The following is a 20029-nucleotide window of genomic DNA, read 5'->3' as shown; positions in this document are numbered from 1 at the left end:
GGTCCCCTCAGTCTTCCTTGTAGCGGAAGAGGCGGAAGTTGGCGATGCTCACGACCGCCAGCAGCAGGGCGAACACGATGCTCATCGCGGCGGCGCGACCTGCGTTGTTGTTCCGCAGGCCCTCCTCGACGATGAACCACACCACCGTGCGGGTCTCCGTGCCGGGCGTCCCCTGGGTGATCAGGAACGACTGGCCGAACATGTTCGCCGAGGCGAGCACCGTCGTCGTGATCACGAAGAGCAGCACCGGCCGCAGCCCGGGCAGTGTGACGTTGCGGAACCGCTGCCACGCGCTGGCCCCGTCCATCCGGGCCGCCTCGTACAGCTCCGGCGAGATGTCCTGCAGCCCGGCCAGGTAGATCACCGCGTTGAAGCCGGAGGTCCACCACACGGTCACCCCGACCAGCGAGATCCACGCCCACGGCATGTTCGTCACCCAGGGGGTGTCCGAGGGCAGCCCGACGACTCCGAGAAGCCTGTTGACCAGGCCCAGGTTGGCGTCGAGCAGGAACCGCCAGAGCAGGCCGATCACTGCCACGCCCAGCACGTACGGGGCGAAGTAGACCGCCCGGAAGAACGTCCGGCCCGGAAATGAGCGGTTCAACAGCAGCGCCAGCCCGAGTGGTACGACCACCAGCAGCGGCACCGACAGCACAGTGAAGATGGCGGTGGCCCGGATGCTCTGCCACCAGTCGCCGTAGACGGCGGAGTCGCTGGAGAACAGCTGCTTGTAGTTGTCCAGCCCGACGAAGGGTCGGTTGGGCAGCTGGAAGTCCCACTGGTGCACGCTCAGCCAGAGGCCGAGGATGATCGGCAGGAGGCCGAAGACCCCGAACAGGACCAGGTACGGGGCGAGGAACAGGTATGGCGTCGCCCGGCCGGTCCGGCGCGCCGAGGCGCCCCGGCGGCGGGCTGCGTTGGCCGCCGGGGGCGGCGCGTCACCGCGCGCCGCCCCGACCTCGATCACGTCCGCCACGGGTTATCAGCTCCCGTACTTCTTGCGGTTGTCCTCGAGCTGCCTGTTGGCCTTCGCCACACCGTCGTCGAGAGCCTGCTTGGGCGTCTTCTTGCCCAGCGCGGCCTCGTTGAACGAGTTGTAGAAGGTCGTCATGACCTCGCCCAGGCCCGGCGCCGCCGGCGGGAAGGCCGCGTACTCCAGCTCGGGGGCGAGCGACGAGATCTCCGGCAGCGCCTTGAACTCGGCGCCCTCACGGACCTCCTTGCGGGCCGGGATCTGCCCGCCCTTGGCCCAGTCCAGCGAGTGCTGGCTCAGCCAGTTGATGAAGACCTTCGCCCCGGAGACCTTGTTGGCGTCGTTGGCCCGCTGCTTCACGATCGTGAAGTTGTGCGAGTTGGCCCAGGCGGCCGGCTTGCTGCCGATCTGGGGGAGCGGGGCGACGCCCCACTGCACCTCGGGGCTCTTCTTGAGGTCGTTGATCTGCCAGATGCCGTTCCAGGTGAAGGCGTTCTTGCCGCTCTTGAACGACAGGTAGTCGGCGTCCTGGCCGACGTTGGCCGGCGAGTAGCCCTGCTTGATCATGTCGACCAGCCAGGTGCACGCCTCGATCGCGGGGTCGGAGTTGAACGTCGCCTTGGCGACCTCGGCGTCGAAGAGGGTGGCGCCCCACTGGTTGAGCAGGGAGTAGAACGTCATGCCGCCGGTGAACTGGAACGGGCTGACCCAGAAGCCCTGCACACCGGCCTTCTTCAGCTCGACCAGGGCCGACGTGTACTCGTCCTTCGTCGTCGGCGGCTTGTTCGGGTCGAGACCGGCCTTCTGCATGACGGACTTGTTGTAGTAGAAGCCCAGCGGGTGCATGTCCAGCGGAATGCCGTACCGCTTGTTGTTGTAGATCCCGCCCTTCCAGACGGTCGGGGCGAAGTCCCCCTCGGAGAGCTCCAGGTTCTTGGCCACGTCGTCCAGCTCGGTGATCACGCCGCGGGCGGCGAAGGTGGCGAGCTGGTCCATGTGCATGACCGCGATGTCCGGGCCGTTGCCGCTGGAGGCCGCACCGGGGAGCTTGTTGTAGTAGTCCTCCCACTGGTACGTGGCCACCGACACCGCGATGTTCTTGTGCTCGGTGTTGAACTGGTTGACAAGCGCCTTGAAGATGTCGCCGTCGCCGCCGGTGAACCCGTTCCACAGCTTCAGGTCGACCTTCGGGCCGGTGTACTCCTTGCCGCCGTTACCGGCGGCCGGCCCGGAGGTGCTGTCGCCGCCGCCGCAGCCGGCGAGGGTCAGCGAGGCCGCGGCACCGATTCCGAGACCGAGGCCGAGCAGGCGCCGCCGGCTCATGTCGTTCTGGATCATGCTTTATCTCTCCTTGGAGGGGGACGGGATGAATTGTGCCTGCTCAGAACCGGTACGACATCAGGCGCCGGTCGGGCCGAAGCGCAGCACGCTCCACGACACGGCGGGCAGGCGCACGGTGCACCGGCCGCCGTCGGGGGTGGGGGTGGGCAGTTCCCGTGGCGTCACCCGGTCGGGCTCGGCCTCGGTGTTCGTCGCCGACGGGTCAGACCCGGCAGCGATGCTTTGGAACGACAGACCGGACATACCCGGCAAGCCGCGCAGGTCCAGGTCGAGGGGGAGGTCCTCGGAGCCGCGGTTGACCGCGAAGACGGTCAGCTCGCCGGTCTCCTCGTCGTGCACGGCGACCGTGTCGAGCACCGGCACGTCCCCGTACTTCTTCGTGTCGTAGCGCGGCGACACCGGCTCGGTGCGCAGCACGGTGCCCCGGGCGTACCGGGCGGTGAGCGCGAACGGGTGGAAGATGCTCTGCCGCCAGGCGGGGCCACCGTTGCGGGTGCGGATCGGCGCGATCACGTTGGCCAGCTGGGCCTGGGCGGCGACCCCGACCCGGTCGGCGTGCCGGAGCAGGGTGATCAGCAGGTCACCGACCACCACGGCGTCCACCGCCGTGAAGTCGTCCTCGATGAGCGCGGGCGCCTCGACCCAGCCACGCCGGTCCAGGTCGGCCTGGAGGCGGGACTCGTACCAGACGTTCCACTCGTCGAACGAGATCTTCAGCTTGCGCTTCTGGCGCTGCTTGGCGGCCACGTGGTCGGCGGTCGCCACGACCTCGGTGATGAAGTTGTCCATGTCGACGGCCGAGGCCAGGATGCTGGCCTGGTCGCCGTCGGACGGGTCGTAGTAGGTGTGCGCCGAGATGTAGTCGACGTGCTCGTAGGTGTGCTCCAGCACCGTCGCCTCCCACGCGGCGAACGTGGGCATCCGCCGGTTGGAGCTGCCGCAGGCGACCAGGCTGATCGACGGGTCGATCATCTTCATGGCGCGAGCGGCCTCGGCGGCCAGCCGCCCGTACTCGTCGGCGGTCTTGTGGCCCACCTGCCACGGGCCGTCCATCTCGTTGCCCAGGCACCACAGCTGGACGCCGTACGGGTTCTCCGCGCCGTGCTTGCGCCGCAGGTCGGACAGTGCGGTCCCGCCCGGGTGGTTCGCGTACTCCAGCAGGTCGAGTGCCTCCTGGACGCCCCGGGTGCCCAGGTTGACGGCCATCATCGGCTCGACACCGGCCTCGGCGGCCCAGGTCATGAACTCGTCCAGCCCGAACGCGTTGGTCTCGATCGTCTTCCACGCCAGGTCGAGCCGGCGCGGCCGGTCGCCGACCGGACCGACGCCGTCCTCCCACCGGTAGCCGGAGACGAAGTTGCCTCCCGGGTAGCGGACCACCGAGACGCCCAGCTCGCGGGTCAGGTCCAGCACGTCGCGGCGCAGGCCGCGGGAGTCGGCGTTGGGGTGGCCGGGCTCGTAGATGCCGCCGTAGACGCACCGCCCCATGTGCTCGACGAACGAGCCGAAGAGACGTCGGTCGGCCGGCCCGATCGAGAAGGCCGGGTCGATCGTCAGCTGCGCGGTCCGCAAGGGATGCCACCTTTCCTCGGTGCTGGAAACCGGGTGACCGCAGTCACCGCCCACCCGGCGTCCCTCGTTTGTACAACGTTGTAGGCAACGTTGTAAAGAGCTGGTGACGAGGTATGGTGCGCTGGGTTACATCGGGGAGGTTGCGGCGTGCGACACAGGCTCAAGGACGTGGCCGAACGGGCGGGCGTCTCGGTGAAGACCGTCTCGAACGTGGTGAACGGGTACGTGCACGTCCGTCCGGACACCCGGGCCCGGGTCGAGGAGGCCATCGCCGAGCTGAACTACCGGCCCAACCTCTCCGCCCGCCACCTGCGCAAGGGGCGTACCGGGGTGATCGCCCTGGCGGTGCCGGAACTGGACATCCCGTACTTCGCCGAACTCGCCCGCTACGTGGTCACCGCCGCCGCCGACTACGGCTGGACGGTGCTCATCGACCAGACCGGCGGCCGGCGTGAGCAGGAACGGGTGGTCGCCTCCGGCATCACCGACCATCTCATCGACGGGCTCATCTTCAGCCCGCTGGCACTCACCGCGGAGGACCTGGCCGGCCTGGACGGCACCCCGATGGTGCTGCTCGGCGAGCGCGTCGACCACGGCCCGGCCGACCGCGTGGTGATCGACAACGTGAGTGCCGCCCGCCAGATCACCGAGCACCTGATCCAGCTCGGCCACCGCCGGATCGCGGCCATCGGCTCGCAGCGTACCGACGAGGGCGCCAGCGCCCGCCTACGCCTGGCCGGCTACGCGGAGGCACTGCGCGCCGCCGGCCTGGCCTACGACGAAAACCTCGTGGCGCCCGCGCCGGCCTGGCATCGCGCCGACGGCGCGGCCGCGATGCGCGGCCTGCTCACCACGGGGGTACGCCCCGACGCCGTCTTCTGCTTCAACGACACGCTCGCCCTCGGTGCCCTGCGCGCCCTGCACGAGGCCGGCCTGCGGGTGCCCGAGGACGTGGCGGTGGTCGGCTTCGACGACATCGAGGACGGCCGGTTCTCGATTCCGACCCTAAGCACCGTCGCCCCGGACAAGGAGCAGATCGCACGGCTGGCGGTGGAACTCCTCGCCAACCGCCTCGACGGCGACCGCGCCGCCCCCGCCAGGGAACTCAAGGCCCCCCACCACCTGGAACTACGCGAATCAACCCGGAACCCCTAGTCGAAGAAGCGGGCCAGGTGGGTGGGGGGTGCCGGGTCCGCGTCTGGAGGGAGGGGGGTCAGGTCGGCGAAGATGGAGGCGCCGTCGCAGCCGGCGTGCAGCGGGTACCAGCGCGGGGTGCCCGGCGGGCGGAGCTGGCAGATCCCCTTGAACGTCTGCACGTCCATCAGCCGGACGTGGGTCGGGTCCGCCACCGCGTTGACATGGCCCCACCAGGGGCTCATGACGTGGAGGACGCCGCCCGGGCGAAGCACCCGGTGACACTCGTCCACCAGGGGCAGGAAGTCGATCAGGTGCTCCAGGATGTGCACGGCGAACAGGACGTCCACCGAGTTGTCGGCAAGCGGTAGCGAGCCGGAGAGGTCCGCCACCGCGTTTACCCCCGGCGCCGGGTAGATGTCCAACCCCAGGTTGCCGGACCACTGCTTGGTCGGCCCGCAGCCGAGGTCCACCACCACCGGCTCCCGCCCACCGACGCCGACCCGGCACCAGACGCCGTAGACGCCGGCCAGCCGTCCCACCAGGTCGCGTACCAGCCGGAGTTCCCCGGGCTCGGCCACCTCGCCGTTGAGATGGGCGACCCCCCGGTCGAAGCGCACCTCGACCGCCAGAGCGCGCAGTCGGTCGTCGTGCCGGACCTGGTCCGCCCACGCCTGCGCGAGGGCTTCGTCGATCAACCGCAGCCGGTCGGCCGACGGTGGAGTCTGTGCCAAAGCGACCATTCGGGCCACCTCCCGCCGCGCGTTACCCGCATTCGCGCCCGGTATGCCCCGTTCGGGGAGCGAGTCGGGATCAGCCCGAGAGGGTACGGCGGCCCGGCCGGCCCCCGCCGCGCATCCGCTGCCGGGGCGGGGGAGCGGCTGCCTTCGGCCGCTTGAGGTGGTAGCGGTGCAGTTCGTTGTTGCCGGGCAGGGACGGGTCCTCGCTCATCGCGACCAACTCCCAGCCCTGGTCACCGGCCCGGTTCAGGTGGGCCAGTGAGGTGTCGCCGTACGGCGTCACGTCGACCATCGAGCCGTCCGGGCCGTACCAGACGAAGACGACCTCCCAGCCGAGGTCGTTGGTCGCAGCCTGGCGGCGGCGGACCAGCAGGGCGTACTCCCACTTGAGCATGGCGTCATTCTCACCCCGCGTCGGCCCGGGGGCACGGATCAGTCCTCGGCGATCCGCCCGGCGTCGACCCGCAGCCGACGGTTCGTCTCGATGGCCGCCAGCATCCGCCGGTCGTGGGTGACCAGCAGCAGCGTGCCGGGGTAGCTGGCCAGCGCCGATTCGAGCTGCTCGATGGCGGGCAGGTCCAGGTGGTTGGTGGGCTCGTCGAGCACCAGCAGGTTGACCCCGCGACCCTGGAGCAGCGCCAGCGCCGCGCGGGTCCGCTCGCCGGGGGACAGGGTGGCCGCCGGTCGCGGAACGTGCGCCGCGCGCAGCCCGAACTTGGCCAGCAGGGTCCGCGCGTCCGCCGGCGACAGGTGCGGTACGGCCGCGTGGAACGCGTCGATAAGCGGCGCGTCACCGAGGAACAGTCCCCGCGCCTGGTCCACCTCGCCGACCACCACGCCCGGCCCGAGCGAGGCGGTGCCCTCGTCCAGCGGCAGCCGCCCGAGCAGCGCGGCCAGCAGGGTGGACTTGCCCGAACCGTTCGCCCCGGTCACCGCGACCCGGTCCGCCCAGTCGATCTGGAGGTCGACCGGCCCGAGGGTGAACCCTCCCCGGCGTACCACAGCGGAGCGCAGCGTGGCCACGACGGCGCCGGCGCGGGGGGCGGCGGCGATCTCCATCCGCAGCTCCCACTCCTTGCGAGGCTCCTCGACCACGTCGAGCCGTTCGATCAGCCGTTCGGTCTGCTTGGCCTTGGCGGCCTGCTTCTCGCTCGACTCGCTGCGGAACTTGCGGCCGATCTTGTCGTTGTCGGTGGCCTTGCGGCGGGCGTTCTTCACGCCCTTCTCCATCCAGCCACGCTGGGTACGAGCCCGCGCCTCCAGGCCGGCCTTGGTGTCGGCGTACTCCTCGAAGTCCGCGCGGGCGTGCCGCCGGGCGACATCGCGCTCCTCCAGGTAGGCCGCGTAGCCGCCGCCGAAGTGATTGACCTGCTGCTGCGGCAGGTCCAGCTCGACCACCCGGGTCACCGTGCGGGTGAGGAACTCCCGGTCGTGGCTGACCAGCACCGTGCCGGCGCGCAGCCCGGTGACGAACTCCTCCAGCCGCTCCAGGCCGGCCAGGTCCAGGTCGTTTGTCGGCTCGTCGAGCAGGAACACGTCGTACCGGCTGAGCAGCAGCGACGCGAGCCCGGCGCGGGCGGCCTGGCCGCCGGAGAGCCCGGTCGTCGGGTGGTCCAGGTCGACCGCGAGCCCCAGGTCCGCGCTCACCTGCTCGGCGCGCTCGTCCAGGTCCGCGCCGCCGAGGGCGAGCCAGCGCTCCAACGCGTCGGCGTACGCGTCGTCGGCACCCGCCGCCCCGGCGGTCAGCGCCTCGGTCGCCGCGTCCAGCGCCGCCTGCGCGGCGGTCACCCCGGTCCGGCGGGCCAGGAAGTCGCGTACCGTCTCGCCCGGCCGCCGTTCCGGCTCCTGCGGCAGGTGCCCGACGCTCGCGGTGGGCGGGCTGAGTCGCACGCTGCCGGCCTCGACCGGCAACAAACCGGCGAGGGTACGCAGCAGCGTCGACTTGCCGGCCCCGTTCGGCCCGACCAGGCCGATCACGTCGCCCGGGGCGACGACCAGGTCCAGCCCGGAGAAGAGTGGGCGGTCCCCGTGCCCGGCGGCCAGGTCCTTGACGATCATCGTGGCGCTCATCAGGACGGCAGCCTATCCGGCTGCTCGCATAAGAGCCGACGGCAGCGGGCAGACTCAACGACGTGGTGACCACTCTCGCGATCGACTGCGGTGGCGGCGGCATCAAGGCGTCGGTCCTCGACGAGGCCGGCACGATGCGGGCCCGGCCGCTGCGGGTGCCGACCCCGTACCCGCTGCCTCCCGCCCTGTTCGTCCAGACGCTGCGGGAGCTGGGTGGGCGGCTGCCTCCGGCGGACCGGCTGACGGTCGGCGTGCCCGGCATGATCCGGCACGGGGTGGTGGTGGCCACCCCGCACTACGTCACCCGCAGTGGGCCCCGCTCACGCGTCGACCCGGACCTGCAGGCCGAGTGGTCCGGCTGGGACGCGCGGGGCGCGCTGGCCGACGCGTTCGGGGTGCCCGCGCTGGTGCTCAACGACGCCGAGGTGCACGGTGCCGGTGTGGTGGCGGGTACCGGCTGTGAACTGGTGTTGACCCTGGGGACCGGCCTGGGCAGCGCCCTCTTCGACGGCGGGGTGCTCGCACCACACCTGGAGCTGTCGCACGCGCCGGTGCGCTGGGGCACCACCTACGACACGTACGTGGGTGAGCCGGAGCGTCGGCGGCTCGGCGACGCCTTCTGGTCCCGGCGGATCCGACAGGTGGTGGACGGACTGCGCCCGGTGTTCCGGTGGGACCGGCTCTACCTGGGCGGGGGCAACTCCCGGCTGATCCGGCCGGAGCAACTGGCCCGGATGGGCGACGACGTGGTGGTGGTGCCGAACACGGCCGGGATCGTCGGCGGCGTCCGCGCCTGGGAACTGGCCGCCGGCCGCCGCGACGCCCGCACCTGACCCTATTTCCACCCGGGGAACAGTCGCCAAACGCCGAGCGTTGTGCCAGCGTCGGAACAGGTGACGGCGCGACCCGAGGAGGTGGGCAGATGGATCTTCTGGCGGACTACCGGCGGGCGACCATGTTCTTCGAAACCGGTGACCCGAGCGGAGCGGCCCGACTGCTGGAGCCGATCCTGGACGCAGAACCCGGCAACGCGGCCGTCCGGCAGCTGCTCGCCCGGGCGTACTTCCAGTCGGCCCAGCTCACCCGGGCTGAGGAGCAGCTACGGGAGTTGGTCGACCGGAACCCGAGCGACCACTACGCGCACCACGTGCTGGGCCGGACGCTTGAGCGGCTGAACCGGCACACCGACGCGCTGCGGCACCTGCGGATCGCCGCGGCGATGTACGCGGCCAACGACGACTACCGGATCGCGTTGCAGCGGGTCGAGGCCCGCGTGGGCGGCACGCGCTGAGCGTGAACCCGGTGACGAGCGAGGGGCGGTCCTGCGGGCCGCCCCTTCGTCGTCCTGCGGGGGAGCCGACGGGCGTGCCTAGGATGGCGGACATGGGACCTGACCGGCCGGGGGCTGCGGCATGAAGCTCAAGCTGGACCTGCACGAGATCTTCAACAAGGGGCAGGACATCGACCGCGCGCTGCGCGGGATCATAGACGAGGCGGTGGCGAAAAAGGCCACCCTCGTGGAGATCATTCCGGGCAAGGGGTCGGGTCAGCTCAAGAAGCGGGTGCTGCGGTTCCTCGACCAGAAGGACGTCAAGCAGCTCTACCACCGCGTGGAGAAGGACTCGAAGAACTTCGGCCGCCTCTTCGTGCACTTCCGCTGGAAGTAGCTGGGGTTGCGGCGAAGGGCGCTGACCATCCGCCCGCACGGGGGTGACTGACGGTCACCGCCGTCCGGCCCCAGCCAGGGTTAGGACCTACTCGTCCAGGTGAGCATCGGGCGGAGGGCAGGCCGTGGCGCGGCATCGTCGGCGGGCGCTGGGGGTACGAACCGTCGATGCGCTTACATCCCGGCGAGACCGAAGCCGTTGGCTGGCGGGTGGTGACCGTGTTCGACGCCGTCCGGCAGCTCCGCGATGCAGCACCGGACGTCACCGGACGCCCGCGGGTGATCGCGATCGACGGCCGGGGTGGTGCGGGTAAGACGACCCTGGCGGAGAGGCTGCACAGGGTGGAGCCCAACTCCGCCATCGTGCACACCGACGACGTCGCCTGGAACCATGCCTACTTCGACTGGGGCGCCGTACTCGCCGAGAACATCCTGCAACCCCTGCACCGAGGGGAGTCGGTGAACTTCCGTCCCGATGCCTGGATCAGCCACGATCGGGCTGGGTCGATCACCATTCCTGCCGGCACCGACTTCGTCTGGATCGAAGGCACCGGCATCATCCGGGACGAACTTGAGCCGTGGTTGGACGCCTCGGTGTACCTACAAGGCGATCTTGATCAGCAGGAGCGCTTGCTGGTCGCTCGCGACGGCGACTCCCCCGAACAACAGGAACACGTGACGAACTGGCTGCGGGAGGAACTGCCCTTCATGCTGCGCGAACGACCGTGGTCCCGAGCCACCCTGATCGTCGCCGGCCCTTCGGCGATTGACCACGACCCGGAAACCGAACTGGTCGTAGCCCCACCGATCAGCCGGTAGCGCGCTTACTTCTCATTGCCTTGAGCCTGCTTCAGTGGGCCGTGCAGCCAGTGATCGGCGGCGACGTGACTGCGGAGGTGGACCACGGGAAGGTCCGGACGCCGGGCCGCCAGGGCCTCGATGCGCGCGGCCGTCTGGGGATGCGTGTTCCATGCCCAGCGGACGATGTGCTCGGGGTCGGTGAGCAGGGTCCAGAGCGGCGGCTCGACGTTGCCGTTCCACAGCCGCTGCCGTCGAAGGCGGCGTACGACGGTCCGCCGGACGACCTGGCGCATGACGGTGATCTTTGGCAGATCGAGCCACACCATCAGGTCGGCGAGGTCCGCGAGGTGGGTGCGGACCGCCTTGTACTGCCATTCGGTCACCCAGGAGGGGCCTGCGCTGAAGAGGCGTACGTCGTCTTCGAAGGAGGGACGCCTGGTCCACGAGGGGCCGTGGAAGAGGCCGTCGATCTCCACGTGCGGCGCCTGCAACAACGCGGCGATGCGGGCGGCGAGGGTCGTCTTTCCGGAGCCCGAGGTCCCGGCGACGAGTACGCGGCGGGGACGGCGCGGCAGGGGATCGGCGGCGTCCAGGTGCGGCATGACGACGAGGGTAGTTTGACCGGCTCGACGGCCCGTAGCGCTGGACGCCTCGGTCCTAGGATCGGGAGGATGCGGGAGGCATCTCCGGAGGTTCGGCCAGCGCGCTTGTCGGACGTCGCTTCGTTGGTGGAGTTGCGCCTGGCCAACGCCCGAGCGCACCTTGCCCTCGACGCCTCCATCTACCGCGTTCCGCGGCATGACGCGGTAATGCGCCACTTCGTGGCGATGCTTAGCGACGAAGCCGGACAAGATGGCCTCCTCGTCGCTGAGGCCCATGATGGCAAGGTTGTCGGGATGGTCGAGGTGCTGCGGCATCCCGATCCGCCTGAGCATCAGATCCTGCGCCCTGAGCCTTCGGCCCAGGTGCACACGGTTGTGCTGCCGGAAGCCAGAGGGCTTGGCGTGGGATCAGCGTTGCTGGCAGCGGCCGAGCACTGGGCAGGCGGCCGAGGGATCACGTATCTGTCGGCTGGCATCTACCACCGCAACATCGATGCCGTGCGCTTCTACAGCCGGCACGGCTACACCGACGCGGGTCTCTCCCTCGGCAAGAGCGTGGATTAGGTCGGCGAGGATCCGCGTACGGGTGACGTCCACATGCGAACTACTCGCATCATCCGCCGGGCCGGCCGGACGGCAGCGGTGGTGCCACGGTGACGAACCGGGCCGTCGGTTTCAGGTGGGTACAGAGTTTCCGGGGGAAGACAGGGGCGGCCTTGCGAATCACGTCGCACCCACCCGACGTGGTCCGGGCGACGGTCGACCATCCGGCCGGCTCGTTACGCAGGAAGTAGCGCCGCACGGCGGTGTTCACCTCGCACCCGGGCTGGACGTGGCGCCGGGGCGGCGGCAGCGGCGGGACATGCACGTCGGCATCGTCCGCGAGATCAAGGCCGGCCCCAGGTGGGTTTCGACGTCGCCCGGCGACGGATGGCCGGCCCATCTCCATAGGATGCTTCGTCGGGCCCACCGACGACTGTCGACTGGCTCTCTGGTCGTAGTGAAGGGCGTTTTCCCATGGTGGACAGAAACGACGTCGAGGCCGCTGCGGCGCTGGTCGAGGGGCGGGTCCGTCAGACGCCTGTCATCACCGTCGACGGCGCCGACCTCGGGGTGCCCGGGCTGCTCAGCCTCAAGCTGGAGCTGCACCAGCACACCGGTTCGTTCAAGACACGCGGCGCGTTCAACCGGATGCTCCAGGGTGCGCTGCCGTCGGCGGGGGTGATCGCCGCGTCGGGGGGCAACCACGGCCTCGCGGTCGCGTACGCGGCCCGGTCGCTGGGCGTGCCGGCGGAGGTCTTCGTGCCGGTCACCGCCTCGCCGGTGAAGGTGCAGCGCCTGGCCGGGCTGGGCGCGCAGGTGCGGCAGGTGGGCCAGCACTACGCCGAGGCGTTGGCCGCCAGCACCCAGCGGGCAGACGAGACCGGCGCGCTTGTGGTGCACGCGTACGACCAGCCGGAGGTGGTGGCCGGTCAGGGCACCGTGGGTCGGGAGTTGGAGCGCCAGCTCGACGGGATCGACACAGTGCTGGTGGCGGTCGGCGGTGGTGGGTTGGTGTCGGGCATCGCGACCTGGTTCGACGGGTCGGTGCGCGTCGTCGGCGTCGAGCCGGAGCAGATCCCCACCCTGCACGCCGCCCTCAAGGCGGGTCGGCCGGTCGACATCGAGGTGGGCGGCATCGCCACGGACTCGCTGGGTGCGCGCCGCATCGGCGACATCGCCTTCGAGACTGCCCGTCGTACCGGCGTGGTCTCCGTGCTGGTGCGCGACGAGGATCTGGCGCGGGCGCGGAGGCTGCTCTGGTCGGAGCTGCGGGTCGCCGCCGAGTTCGGCGGCGCCGCGGCGCTGGCCGCCCTGGTCGGCGGCGCGTACGTGCCGCAGGCGGGCGAGCGGGTGGCGCTGATCGTCTGCGGTGGCAACACCGACCCGAGCGACCTGGGCCCGGCGGCGCCGCACTGACAGGTGGGTCCGGCGACTGATGTGCGCCGCCGGACCCACGGTTCGTCTTCTCAGAGGGGATAGGTGCGGGCGACCGCCAGCATCTCGGAGCTGTGCGATCCGACCACTCCGACGGCCGGCGGTCGGGGCCGGAAGCCGGGCAGCGCGTCCAACCCGTCACTGGCGTCCATCGCCCGCAGCGCCACAGGCGTGGCGATCGGCCGCAGCGTCAACGTGACCTCGACACCCTCCGACGGCGGGGCGTGGAAGACCAGTCCGAACCCCCACCTGCCCGCGCGGGGCTCCACCGGCACCTGACGGCCGGACACCTCGGCGCGCAGCACGGTGGCGGTCGCCGTGTCGACGTGCAGGGTGGCGAGTCGGACCGCCCGCTGCGGGGTGAGCCGAAGCCGCAGCGTGCGCTCACCGCCGGCGCTGGTGTCGGCCAGCACGTCGAGCTTCGGCGCCGGCAGGTTCGCTGCCTGCGCCGGCCCGGACCGCAGCTCACCGTCGCCGAGCCCGGGGAAGTCGTCGCCGACGTCGGCCACCCCGCCGACGTAGCCGTCCGTCCACGGCTGCGGGTCGGTCTCGTGGCTCAGCCAGCGGGCCTGCCCGGTGCCGGCGTCCAGGGCGTACATCAGGTGGGTGGGCGCGGGGTGGGCGGCGTCGAACCGGTCGACGCGCAGCCCGACCCCGGCGAGCACCACCGTCGCCACGGCGGCGACTGCCGCCGGCAGCACGCCCAGCCGGCGGGCCCGCAGCGCCAGCATGCCCCGCTGGCCGCCGGCCTGCGGGTGCAGCAGGTCGACCACCGGCAGCGCGGTCAGGCCGAGCAGCACCGCGACAAGCGCGGCCACCCCACCCATCGCCATGCCCAGGGCGGGGAAGAGCAGCACCACCGTCGGCAGCAGGATCACCACGCCGACCGCGGCGGCGGCCGTCACCGCCACCACCGGCCACGGCCCGGTCCGCCGGGTCCGCAGCGCGACCAGCCCGCCGAGGGCGCCGGCCAGGGCCGGCACTGTGGTGAGGTACGCCCCGCCGGGCACCGCCACGGCGAGCAGCACTCCGAGCAGGGCCAGCCAGGCCAACCCGCCGACGGCGAGCGCCGCCGGGCCGATCCGGCGGCGGAGCAGCGCGTACCAGGCGAACAGGATGGCGGTGGCGAGCGCCAGCACTGCCAACCGGTACCAGATCGGCCGGTACGGGTCGAGCAGTTCCGCGTACCCGGGACGGATCGCGGTGATCGCCAGCCAGAGCAGTTGCGCGGCGACCGGCGCGACGACGATCGGCACGAGAGCGAGGCCGAATCCGGCGGCCAGCCGTCCGGTGCTGGCCCGGCCGCTGCGGCGGGTCAGCCAGCCCAGTGCCACGACGGCCAGCACCGCGAGCAGGGCCAGCGGCAGGACGAGCCAGCCCGGGTAGCGGACCAGCCCACCCGGGACGGGGAAGTAGGTCGCGTCGTATCCGGAGCGCAGGTCGGTGAGGTCGGTGCGGCCGAACTCCCGAGCCATGCCCAGCGCGTTGTCCCCGTGCTGCTGGAGGCTGCCCCGATCCATCGCCGCCGGGGTGTCCAGCGGCGTGTGGTAGATCGCGCCGCCGTCGATGTACGCCGAGTTCAGCCCGACGAACTTCTGATCGAGAAAGGCGGTGAAGTCGGTGTCGTTGGGCAGTGCCCGGTAGATCTCCACCGCGAACGAGGTGCCGACGGGGTGCGGGGCGGCCCGGCCGAAGACGTCCACGAGCTTCGCGTTGTTCTTCGACGTCTCGAACATGATCACCGGACCGGTGGCGCCGCGCGCCTCCAGATTGAGCACCACACCGCCGTCGGCGGCGAGCGGATGACTCGCGGCGAACGCCGCGGCGCCGCAGAGGCACGCCTCCTCGGCGTCGGTCAGCACGAAGACGATGTCGTTGCGGGGCCGCGCGCCGGTGGTCAGCGCGCGGGCAACCTCCAGGATGGCCGACGTGCCGGCCGCGTCGTCGTTGCCGCCCGGCCCGGTCTGCACCGAGTCGTAGTGCGCGACCAGGAACACTCGCCCCGTCGGGTCGGTGCCGGGCAGTCGGGCCACCACGTTGCGTACCCGGGCCAGTGTCGCCCCGCCGGCCGCTCCACTGAGCTGGCCGGCCTCCGGGGCGACGGTGTCCTGCACCTCCGTCTCCAGGCCCAGGCCGCGCAATTTCTGCTCAAGGTGAGCGCGAACCTGGTCGTTGGCGGTGCTGCCGGCGACGTGCGATCGGGCCGCGATCACCTGCACGTCCTCGTACGCCCGGGTGGCGCTGAAATCGCCCGCCGGCGCGTCCGCCGGTCGCGGCGTCGGGGTGCGCAGGTCGAGCAGGCTGCCGGCGCCGACGGCCGCCAGCGCGACAAGCGCCGCGGCGGCGGCCAGGAGCCGCCGGCGCGGTCGGGTCAGCGCACGGTCGGCCGGGGGTACGCCCGGACCCGGCCGGAGCGGTACGCCCGCCGTGACGGGGGTGGGGGGTGCGCCCATCCGAACTCCTCGGGGGTGGTGGGGCCTGGGGTGGCACCATCCTGCCCTCCGGCGAAACGGGATGGGATGGCCGGGCGTCCACCGATCTTCCGCCCGTCGGCCGGAGCGATTGGCCGCCCGGGCACCGAGTGACCGCCCGGTTTGTCCCCCGACGAGCAGTGACCCGGCCCATGCCCGCCCGTGCCGCGCCCATCGTGTTGTGTGCGACCGTTGTCTAATACAGGATCAGCAGGGCACTCGAAAGGAGCCCGACATCACCAGCGAACTCCCGCGTCTCGCGGCGGTGACCCGGCCGTACCGGGGAAGCGGCCTGGCCGGTTCCCCCGTCGTGCCGTACCCGCATGGTGGCCTGGCGCGGCACGGCAACCTGCCGCCCGGCGAGCGGTTGCGGGTGCTGCTGGTGGAGGACGACGAGGGCGACGCCTTCCTCGTCGGTGAGCTGCTCGCCGAGACGAACTCGATGATCGACCTGGTGGTCGCCACAAGCCTCCGCGAGGCGCGGCAGCGGATCACCGGCGTCGACTGCGTCCTGCTCGACCTGGGTCTGCCCGACGCGCAGGGGCTGGACGGGCTGCGCCTGGTGCTGGAGATGTCGAGCGGGGCGGCGGTGTGCGTGCTGACCGGGCGCTCGGACGAGCACCTGGGTGTCGTGGCCGTCGCCGAGGGCGCACAGGACTACCTGGTCAAGGGCCAGGTCGACGGCGTGCTGCTGACGCGGGCGCTGCGCTACGCGGTCGAGCGCAAGCGCGCCGACGAGAACGCCCGCCGGCTGCGTGAGGTCGAGTTGCGCCAGGCCGAGTCGGCCCGCCTCGAACGCGGCCTGCTGCCGCAACCGCTGATGACCACCGACCAGGTGGCCGTGCACACCTTCTACCGCCCGGGTCGGCACGCCGCCCTGATCGGCGGGGACTTCTTCGACGTGGTGCAGACCCGTCCGGACCGTCTCGACCTGATCGTCGGGGACGTCTGCGGGCACGGGGTGGACGAGGCCGCGCTCGGTGTGGAACTGCGGGTGGCCTGGCGGGCGCTTGTGCTCGCCGGGGTGCCGGACGACGAGGTGCTGCCCGCGCTGGAGCAGGTGCTCATGAGTGAGCGCCGACTTCAGGAGATCTTCGCGACGGTGGCCACCACCCGACTCGACCTGGACGCCAACCGGGCCACCGTCCGACTCGCCGGGCATCCGCCACCGCTGCTGCTCTCCGGCGGCCGGGTCGTCCCGGTGCCCGCGCCCGGCGGCCTGCTGCTGGGCGTACGACCTCGCCGGCCGATCGCCTACGACCTGGAGTTCGACACCGATGACTGGTCCCTGCTGATGTACACCGACGGCCTGATCGAGGGGCGGGTGGGCGCCGGCAACGAACGGCTCGACGTGCCGGGCCTGAGCGGGCTGCTCGACGAGCCGGCCAACCGGGAGGTGTCGCTGCCCGATCTGCCGGCCTGGCTGGTCGGTCGGGCCGAGCAGATCAACGGCGGCCCGCTCGCGGACGACGTGGCCATGCTGCTGGTCAGCCGGGGCGGTGGCCGGTGAAGCCGGTGGTCGGCGGCTGGAGTCTGCGCCGCCGGGTCATCACGCTGCTCACAGTCGTGGGCGTGCTGCTGATCGGTCTGGCCACCGCGGAGGCCGCGATGGCCGCGCGCAACCGCACCCAGATCGACGCCATCCTCAACGAGACCGGCCCGCTGCGGGTGCAGTCGCAGGAACTGCTCAACGCGGTGCTCGACCAGGAGACGGCGGTTCGCGGGTACGCGGTGAGCGGTGACCCGGCCGATCTGGGCCCGTACGAGGCGGGGCTCGACCAGGAGAAGGCCACCGTCTCCGCGATGCGGGCGCTGCTCCACGACTACCCGCAGATCGGGCAGGAACTGCGGATCGTCGAGGAACGCGCCGAGCAGTGGCGGGTGTCGGTCGCCGAGCCGGTGATCACCACGACGGAACAGGACGGCACCCGCGCCGGCCAGGCGTTGGTCACCGAGCAGGCCCGGCAGCGGTTCGACGAGGTGCGGTCGGCAGTCAACGACCTCCAGCAGGAGATCCTGGCAGCCCGGGAACAGTCCGCGGCGAACGTCCGCAACAGCAGCAACCTGCTGGTCCTGCTGCTGATCATCGCGGCCCTGGTGGTGGTCGTGGCCGGCACGGTGCTGCTGCTCTCGCTGGACCGGATGGTGATCCGGCCGCTGACCGGGCTGGCCACCCAGGTCCGCGAGGTCGCCGAGGGCGACTACCAGCACCGCATCGCCACCGTCGGCCCGCCGGAGTTCATCCGGCTCGGCGACGACGTGGACGCGATGCGCCAGAAGATCGCCTCCGACCTGGCCGAGGTGCGGGAGGCTCGCGAGCGCATCGAGTGGGTCAACAGCCAGCTCCAGAAGCAGGCCGAGGAGCTGACCCGGTCCAACCGCGACCTGGAGCAGTTCGCGTACGTGGCCTCCCACGACCTGCAGGAGCCGCTGCGCAAGGTGGCCAGCTTCTGTCAGCTGCTCCAGCGCCGCTACGCCGGGCAGCTCGACGAGCGGGCCGACCAGTACATCGCCTTCGCGGTGGACGGCGCGCAGCGGATGCAGCGCCTGATCAACGACCTGCTCGCGTTCTCCCGGATCGGCCGCCTCACCACCGGCTTCGTCGACGTCGACCTCAACAAGGTGATGGGCGACGTGGCGGGTCAGACCGAGGCCGCCCGGCAGTACGCCGATGCGGAGCTGACCTGGACCGGCCTGCCGGTGATCCGTGGCGAGGAGCCGCTGCTCACCAACCTGCTGGCCAACCTGGTCAGCAACTCGATCAAGTTCCGTCGTCCGGACGCGCCGCCGAAGGTGCACATCTCGGCCCGGCTTGTCGGCGCCGAGTGGGAGATCACCTGCCAGGACAACGGCATCGGGATCGAGTCGGAGTTCGCCGACAAGATCTTCGTGATCTTCCAGCGTCTGCACTCGAAGGACGCGTACCCGGGCACCGGCATCGGATTGGCGATCGTCAAGAAGATCGTGGAATATCACGGCGGCCGGGTCTGGGTGGACACCGACGTGCCGGAGGGCACCGCGATCAGGTTCACCCTTCCGGCTCGCCCGGAGGACGTGGAGGCGGCGGCCGCCACCACCGCCGACCCCGCCGAGCAGCCGCAGCCGGCCGACGCGGGGGAGCCGACGCCCGCGGACGAGGTGTCGTCCGCGCTGCCGGAGCACTCCGCCGGGGCGGACCAGCCGGACCGGGCCGACGGGGCGTCGGAAAGCGGTAGAACGGGTGACATGAGGGAGACGGTGGGATGACCGCGCCGGCGGACGGCAAGAGCCCGATCGAGGTCCTGCTCGTGGAGGACGATCCGGGTGACGTGTTGATGACCCAGGAGGCGTTCGAGGAGCACAAGCTGCGCAATCGGCTGACAGTCGTCTCCGACGGCGCCGAGGCGCTCGCCTACCTGCGGCGGGAGGGCCAGTACGCCGACGCGGTGGCACCCGACCTGATCCTGCTCGACCTCAACCTGCCCCGCCGGGACGGCCGGGAGGTGCTGGAAGAGATCAAGAACGACCCGGAGCTGCGCCGGATCCCGGTGGTCGTGCTCACCACCTCCCAGGCCGACGAGGACATCCTGCGCAGCTATCAGCTGCACGCCAACGCCTACGTGACCAAGCCGGTGGACTTCGAGCGCTTCATCGCCGTAGTCCGACAGATCGACGAGTTCTTCGTCAGCGTGGTCAAGTTGCCGCCGCGTGGCTGACACCCTGCTCGACGACGTCGGTGACCTGCTCCTGGAGGCCGCCGGCCAGGTCGTGGTGCCGCTGTTCCGCAAGCTCGACGACGCCGACGTGTCGGAGAAGGCGCCCGGTGAGGTGGTCACCGTCGCCGACCGCCGGGCCGAGGAGCTGATCTCCGCCGGGCTGCGCAGGCTGCGGCCGGGCTCAGTGGTGGTGGGCGAGGAGGGCGTCGCCGACGACCCGGGTCTGCTGCGGCACCTGAGCGACAGCGGCGACGTGTGGTTGGTCGACCCGGTCGACGGCACCGCCAACTTCGCGGCCGGCCGCCGGCCGTTCGCCCTGATGGTGGCACTGCTGACCGATGGGCGTCCGACCGCCGGATGGATCCTCGACCCGCTGGCCGAGACGTTGGCCGCCGGTTGGGCCGACGAGGGAGCCCTGCTCAACGGCCAGCGGGTCGACGCCGCCGACGCGGTGCCGTCGCTGGGTGACCTGCGTGGCGTGGCGATGACCCGGTTCCTGCCGCCGGAGGCCCGCGACCGGGTCCGCGCCGGCGGTCGGCGGCTCGGCGAATTGCTGCCCGGCCAGCACTGTGCCGGCCGGGAGTACCTGGACATCCTCACCGGCGAGCAGCAGTTCGCCCTCTTCTGGCGCACCCTGCCGTGGGACCACGCGCCGGGAACCCTGCTGGTCCGCGCCGCGGGCGGTGTCGCCCGCCGGTTCGACGGCGTCGACTACCACCCCGCCGACGAGGGTCGCGGGCTGCTCGTCGCGGTCAACGAACAGGTCTGGACCGAGGTGCACGACGCTCTGCTCGGCGTCTGATCCGCGCACCGCGACGACGACGGCGCGGCGTTTTCGCGCAGCGTGCGACGGAGGCGGCACGCTGCGTCGACACCGGGGCCGGCGGGCCGTCACGGGACTGGTCACCGGCGCGCGTTCCGGTATCGTGACCGGCGGTCCCCGCCAGCAGGCCGCCGACCGGCGCCGGCGGGGACGCCGCCGCGCAG

18 protein-coding genes and 1 pseudogene are annotated in these 20029 nt (G+C 71.4%); 11 read left to right on the top strand and 8 right to left on the bottom strand.

Annotation, left to right across the window (positions count from 1 at the left end):
• Window positions 1-7: 7 nt before the first annotated feature.
• The 3 genes from AB0K10_RS17155 to AB0K10_RS17145 are packed head-to-tail and all read right to left on the bottom strand — an operon-like array spanning window position 8 to window position 3886.
• Window positions 8-976 (bottom strand): sugar ABC transporter permease, encoded by a 969-nt coding sequence (locus tag AB0K10_RS17155; RefSeq protein ID WP_363684430.1) that lies wholly within the window; start codon window positions 974-976, stop codon window positions 8-10.
• Between the two features lie 6 nt (window positions 977-982).
• Window positions 983-2311: an ABC transporter substrate-binding protein gene (locus AB0K10_RS17150; RefSeq protein ID WP_363684428.1), complete on the bottom strand. Its 1329-nt coding sequence runs from the start codon at window positions 2309-2311 to the stop codon at window positions 983-985.
• Window positions 2312-2371: 60 nt separating this feature from the next.
• On the bottom strand, window positions 2372-3886 hold the full coding sequence (locus tag AB0K10_RS17145; RefSeq protein ID WP_363684426.1) for an alpha-N-arabinofuranosidase: 1515 nt from the start codon (window positions 3884-3886) through the stop codon (window positions 2372-2374).
• A gap of 147 nt (window positions 3887-4033) precedes the next feature.
• On the opposite strand from AB0K10_RS17145, the gene AB0K10_RS17140 reads away from it, so the two are divergent.
• Entirely contained in the window at window positions 4034-5041 is a 1008-nt protein-coding gene (locus tag AB0K10_RS17140) for a LacI family DNA-binding transcriptional regulator (RefSeq protein ID WP_363684424.1), read from the top strand.
• On the opposite strand, the gene AB0K10_RS17135 is transcribed toward AB0K10_RS17140, so the two are convergent.
• The 3 genes and pseudogenes from AB0K10_RS17135 to AB0K10_RS17125 all read right to left on the bottom strand — a co-directional run bounded on the left by AB0K10_RS17135 (window position 5038) and on the right by AB0K10_RS17125 (window position 7830).
• Window positions 5038-5763: a methyltransferase domain-containing protein gene (locus AB0K10_RS17135; protein WP_363684422.1), complete on the bottom strand. Its 726-nt coding sequence runs from the start codon at window positions 5761-5763 to the stop codon at window positions 5038-5040. The two genes, AB0K10_RS17140 and AB0K10_RS17135, sit on opposite strands and share 4 nt — an antisense overlap.
• Window positions 5764-5902: 139 nt before the next feature.
• Window positions 5903-6154 (bottom strand): annotated as a pseudogene (locus tag AB0K10_RS17130) (hypothetical protein); the annotation flags it as partial.
• A gap of 38 nt (window positions 6155-6192) precedes the next feature.
• Complete coding sequence (locus AB0K10_RS17125) at window positions 6193-7830, bottom strand: ABC-F family ATP-binding cassette domain-containing protein (protein WP_363684421.1); 1638 nt, start codon at window positions 7828-7830, stop codon at window positions 6193-6195.
• 62 nt (window positions 7831-7892) lie between these two features.
• Between AB0K10_RS17125 and AB0K10_RS17120 the strand changes: the two genes are divergently transcribed.
• From AB0K10_RS17120 to AB0K10_RS17105, 4 genes are all read left to right on the top strand, one after another.
• On the top strand, window positions 7893-8663 hold the full coding sequence (locus AB0K10_RS17120) for an ROK family protein (protein WP_363684419.1): 771 nt from the start codon (window positions 7893-7895) through the stop codon (window positions 8661-8663).
• An 89-nt stretch (window positions 8664-8752) separates the two neighbouring features.
• Window positions 8753-9121 carry a tetratricopeptide repeat protein gene (locus AB0K10_RS17115; RefSeq protein ID WP_363684417.1) on the top strand — a complete coding sequence of 123 codons (369 nt, stop codon included), beginning with the start codon at window positions 8753-8755 and terminating at the stop codon, window positions 9119-9121.
• Between the two features lie 121 nt (window positions 9122-9242).
• Window positions 9243-9497 carry a Smr/MutS family protein gene (locus tag AB0K10_RS17110; RefSeq protein WP_363684415.1) on the top strand — a complete coding sequence of 85 codons (255 nt, stop codon included), beginning with the start codon at window positions 9243-9245 and terminating at the stop codon, window positions 9495-9497.
• Between the two features lie 218 nt (window positions 9498-9715).
• Window positions 9716-10315 (top strand): hypothetical protein, encoded by a 600-nt coding sequence (locus AB0K10_RS17105; RefSeq protein ID WP_363684413.1) that lies wholly within the window; start codon window positions 9716-9718, stop codon window positions 10313-10315.
• 5 nt (window positions 10316-10320) lie between these two features.
• On the opposite strand, the gene AB0K10_RS17100 is transcribed toward AB0K10_RS17105, so the two are convergent.
• Window positions 10321-10899 (bottom strand): AAA family ATPase, encoded by a 579-nt coding sequence (locus AB0K10_RS17100; protein ID WP_363684411.1) that lies wholly within the window; start codon window positions 10897-10899, stop codon window positions 10321-10323.
• Window positions 10900-10968: 69 nt separating this feature from the next.
• Between AB0K10_RS17100 and AB0K10_RS17095 the strand changes: the two genes are divergently transcribed.
• Window positions 10969-11463 (top strand): GNAT family N-acetyltransferase, encoded by a 495-nt coding sequence (locus AB0K10_RS17095; protein ID WP_363684409.1) that lies wholly within the window; start codon window positions 10969-10971, stop codon window positions 11461-11463.
• A 453-nt stretch (window positions 11464-11916) separates the two neighbouring features.
• A complete protein-coding gene (locus tag AB0K10_RS17090) occupies window positions 11917-12858 on the top strand; it encodes a threonine/serine dehydratase (RefSeq protein ID WP_363684407.1) in 942 nt (313 codons plus the stop codon).
• A 50-nt stretch (window positions 12859-12908) separates the two neighbouring features.
• Here AB0K10_RS17090 and AB0K10_RS17085 read toward each other — a convergent pair whose 3' ends face one another.
• Window positions 12909-15329 carry a M28 family peptidase gene (locus AB0K10_RS17085; protein ID WP_363684405.1) on the bottom strand — a complete coding sequence of 807 codons (2421 nt, stop codon included), beginning with the start codon at window positions 15327-15329 and terminating at the stop codon, window positions 12909-12911.
• Window positions 15330-15657: 328 nt separating this feature from the next.
• Between AB0K10_RS17085 and AB0K10_RS17080 the strand changes: the two genes are divergently transcribed.
• The 4 genes from AB0K10_RS17080 to AB0K10_RS17065 are packed head-to-tail and all read left to right on the top strand — an operon-like array spanning window position 15658 to window position 19844.
• The gene (locus tag AB0K10_RS17080; RefSeq protein WP_363684403.1) at window positions 15658-16857 is read left to right on the top strand and encodes a fused response regulator/phosphatase; all 1200 of its coding nucleotides are present in this window, start codon (window positions 15658-15660) and stop codon (window positions 16855-16857) included.
• A complete protein-coding gene (locus AB0K10_RS17075; protein ID WP_363684401.1) occupies window positions 16854-18593 on the top strand; it encodes an ATP-binding protein in 1740 nt (579 codons plus the stop codon). The genes AB0K10_RS17080 and AB0K10_RS17075 overlap by 4 nt, the downstream gene beginning before the upstream one ends.
• The gene (locus AB0K10_RS17070; RefSeq protein WP_358109695.1) at window positions 18590-19042 is read left to right on the top strand and encodes a response regulator; all 453 of its coding nucleotides are present in this window, start codon (window positions 18590-18592) and stop codon (window positions 19040-19042) included. Before AB0K10_RS17075 ends, AB0K10_RS17070 begins: the two co-directional genes overlap by 4 nt.
• On the top strand, window positions 19035-19844 hold the full coding sequence (locus AB0K10_RS17065; RefSeq protein ID WP_363684399.1) for an inositol monophosphatase: 810 nt from the start codon (window positions 19035-19037) through the stop codon (window positions 19842-19844). The genes AB0K10_RS17070 and AB0K10_RS17065 overlap by 8 nt, the downstream gene beginning before the upstream one ends.
• The last annotated feature ends 185 nt before the right edge of the window (window positions 19845-20029 follow it).

The organism is Micromonospora sp. NPDC049274, assembly GCF_040678875.1.
GTDB lineage: Bacteria > Actinomycetota > Actinomycetes > Mycobacteriales > Micromonosporaceae > Micromonospora.
Note: the sequence above shows the minus strand (reverse complement) of the source record. Positions and strands in the feature narration are given on the sequence as shown.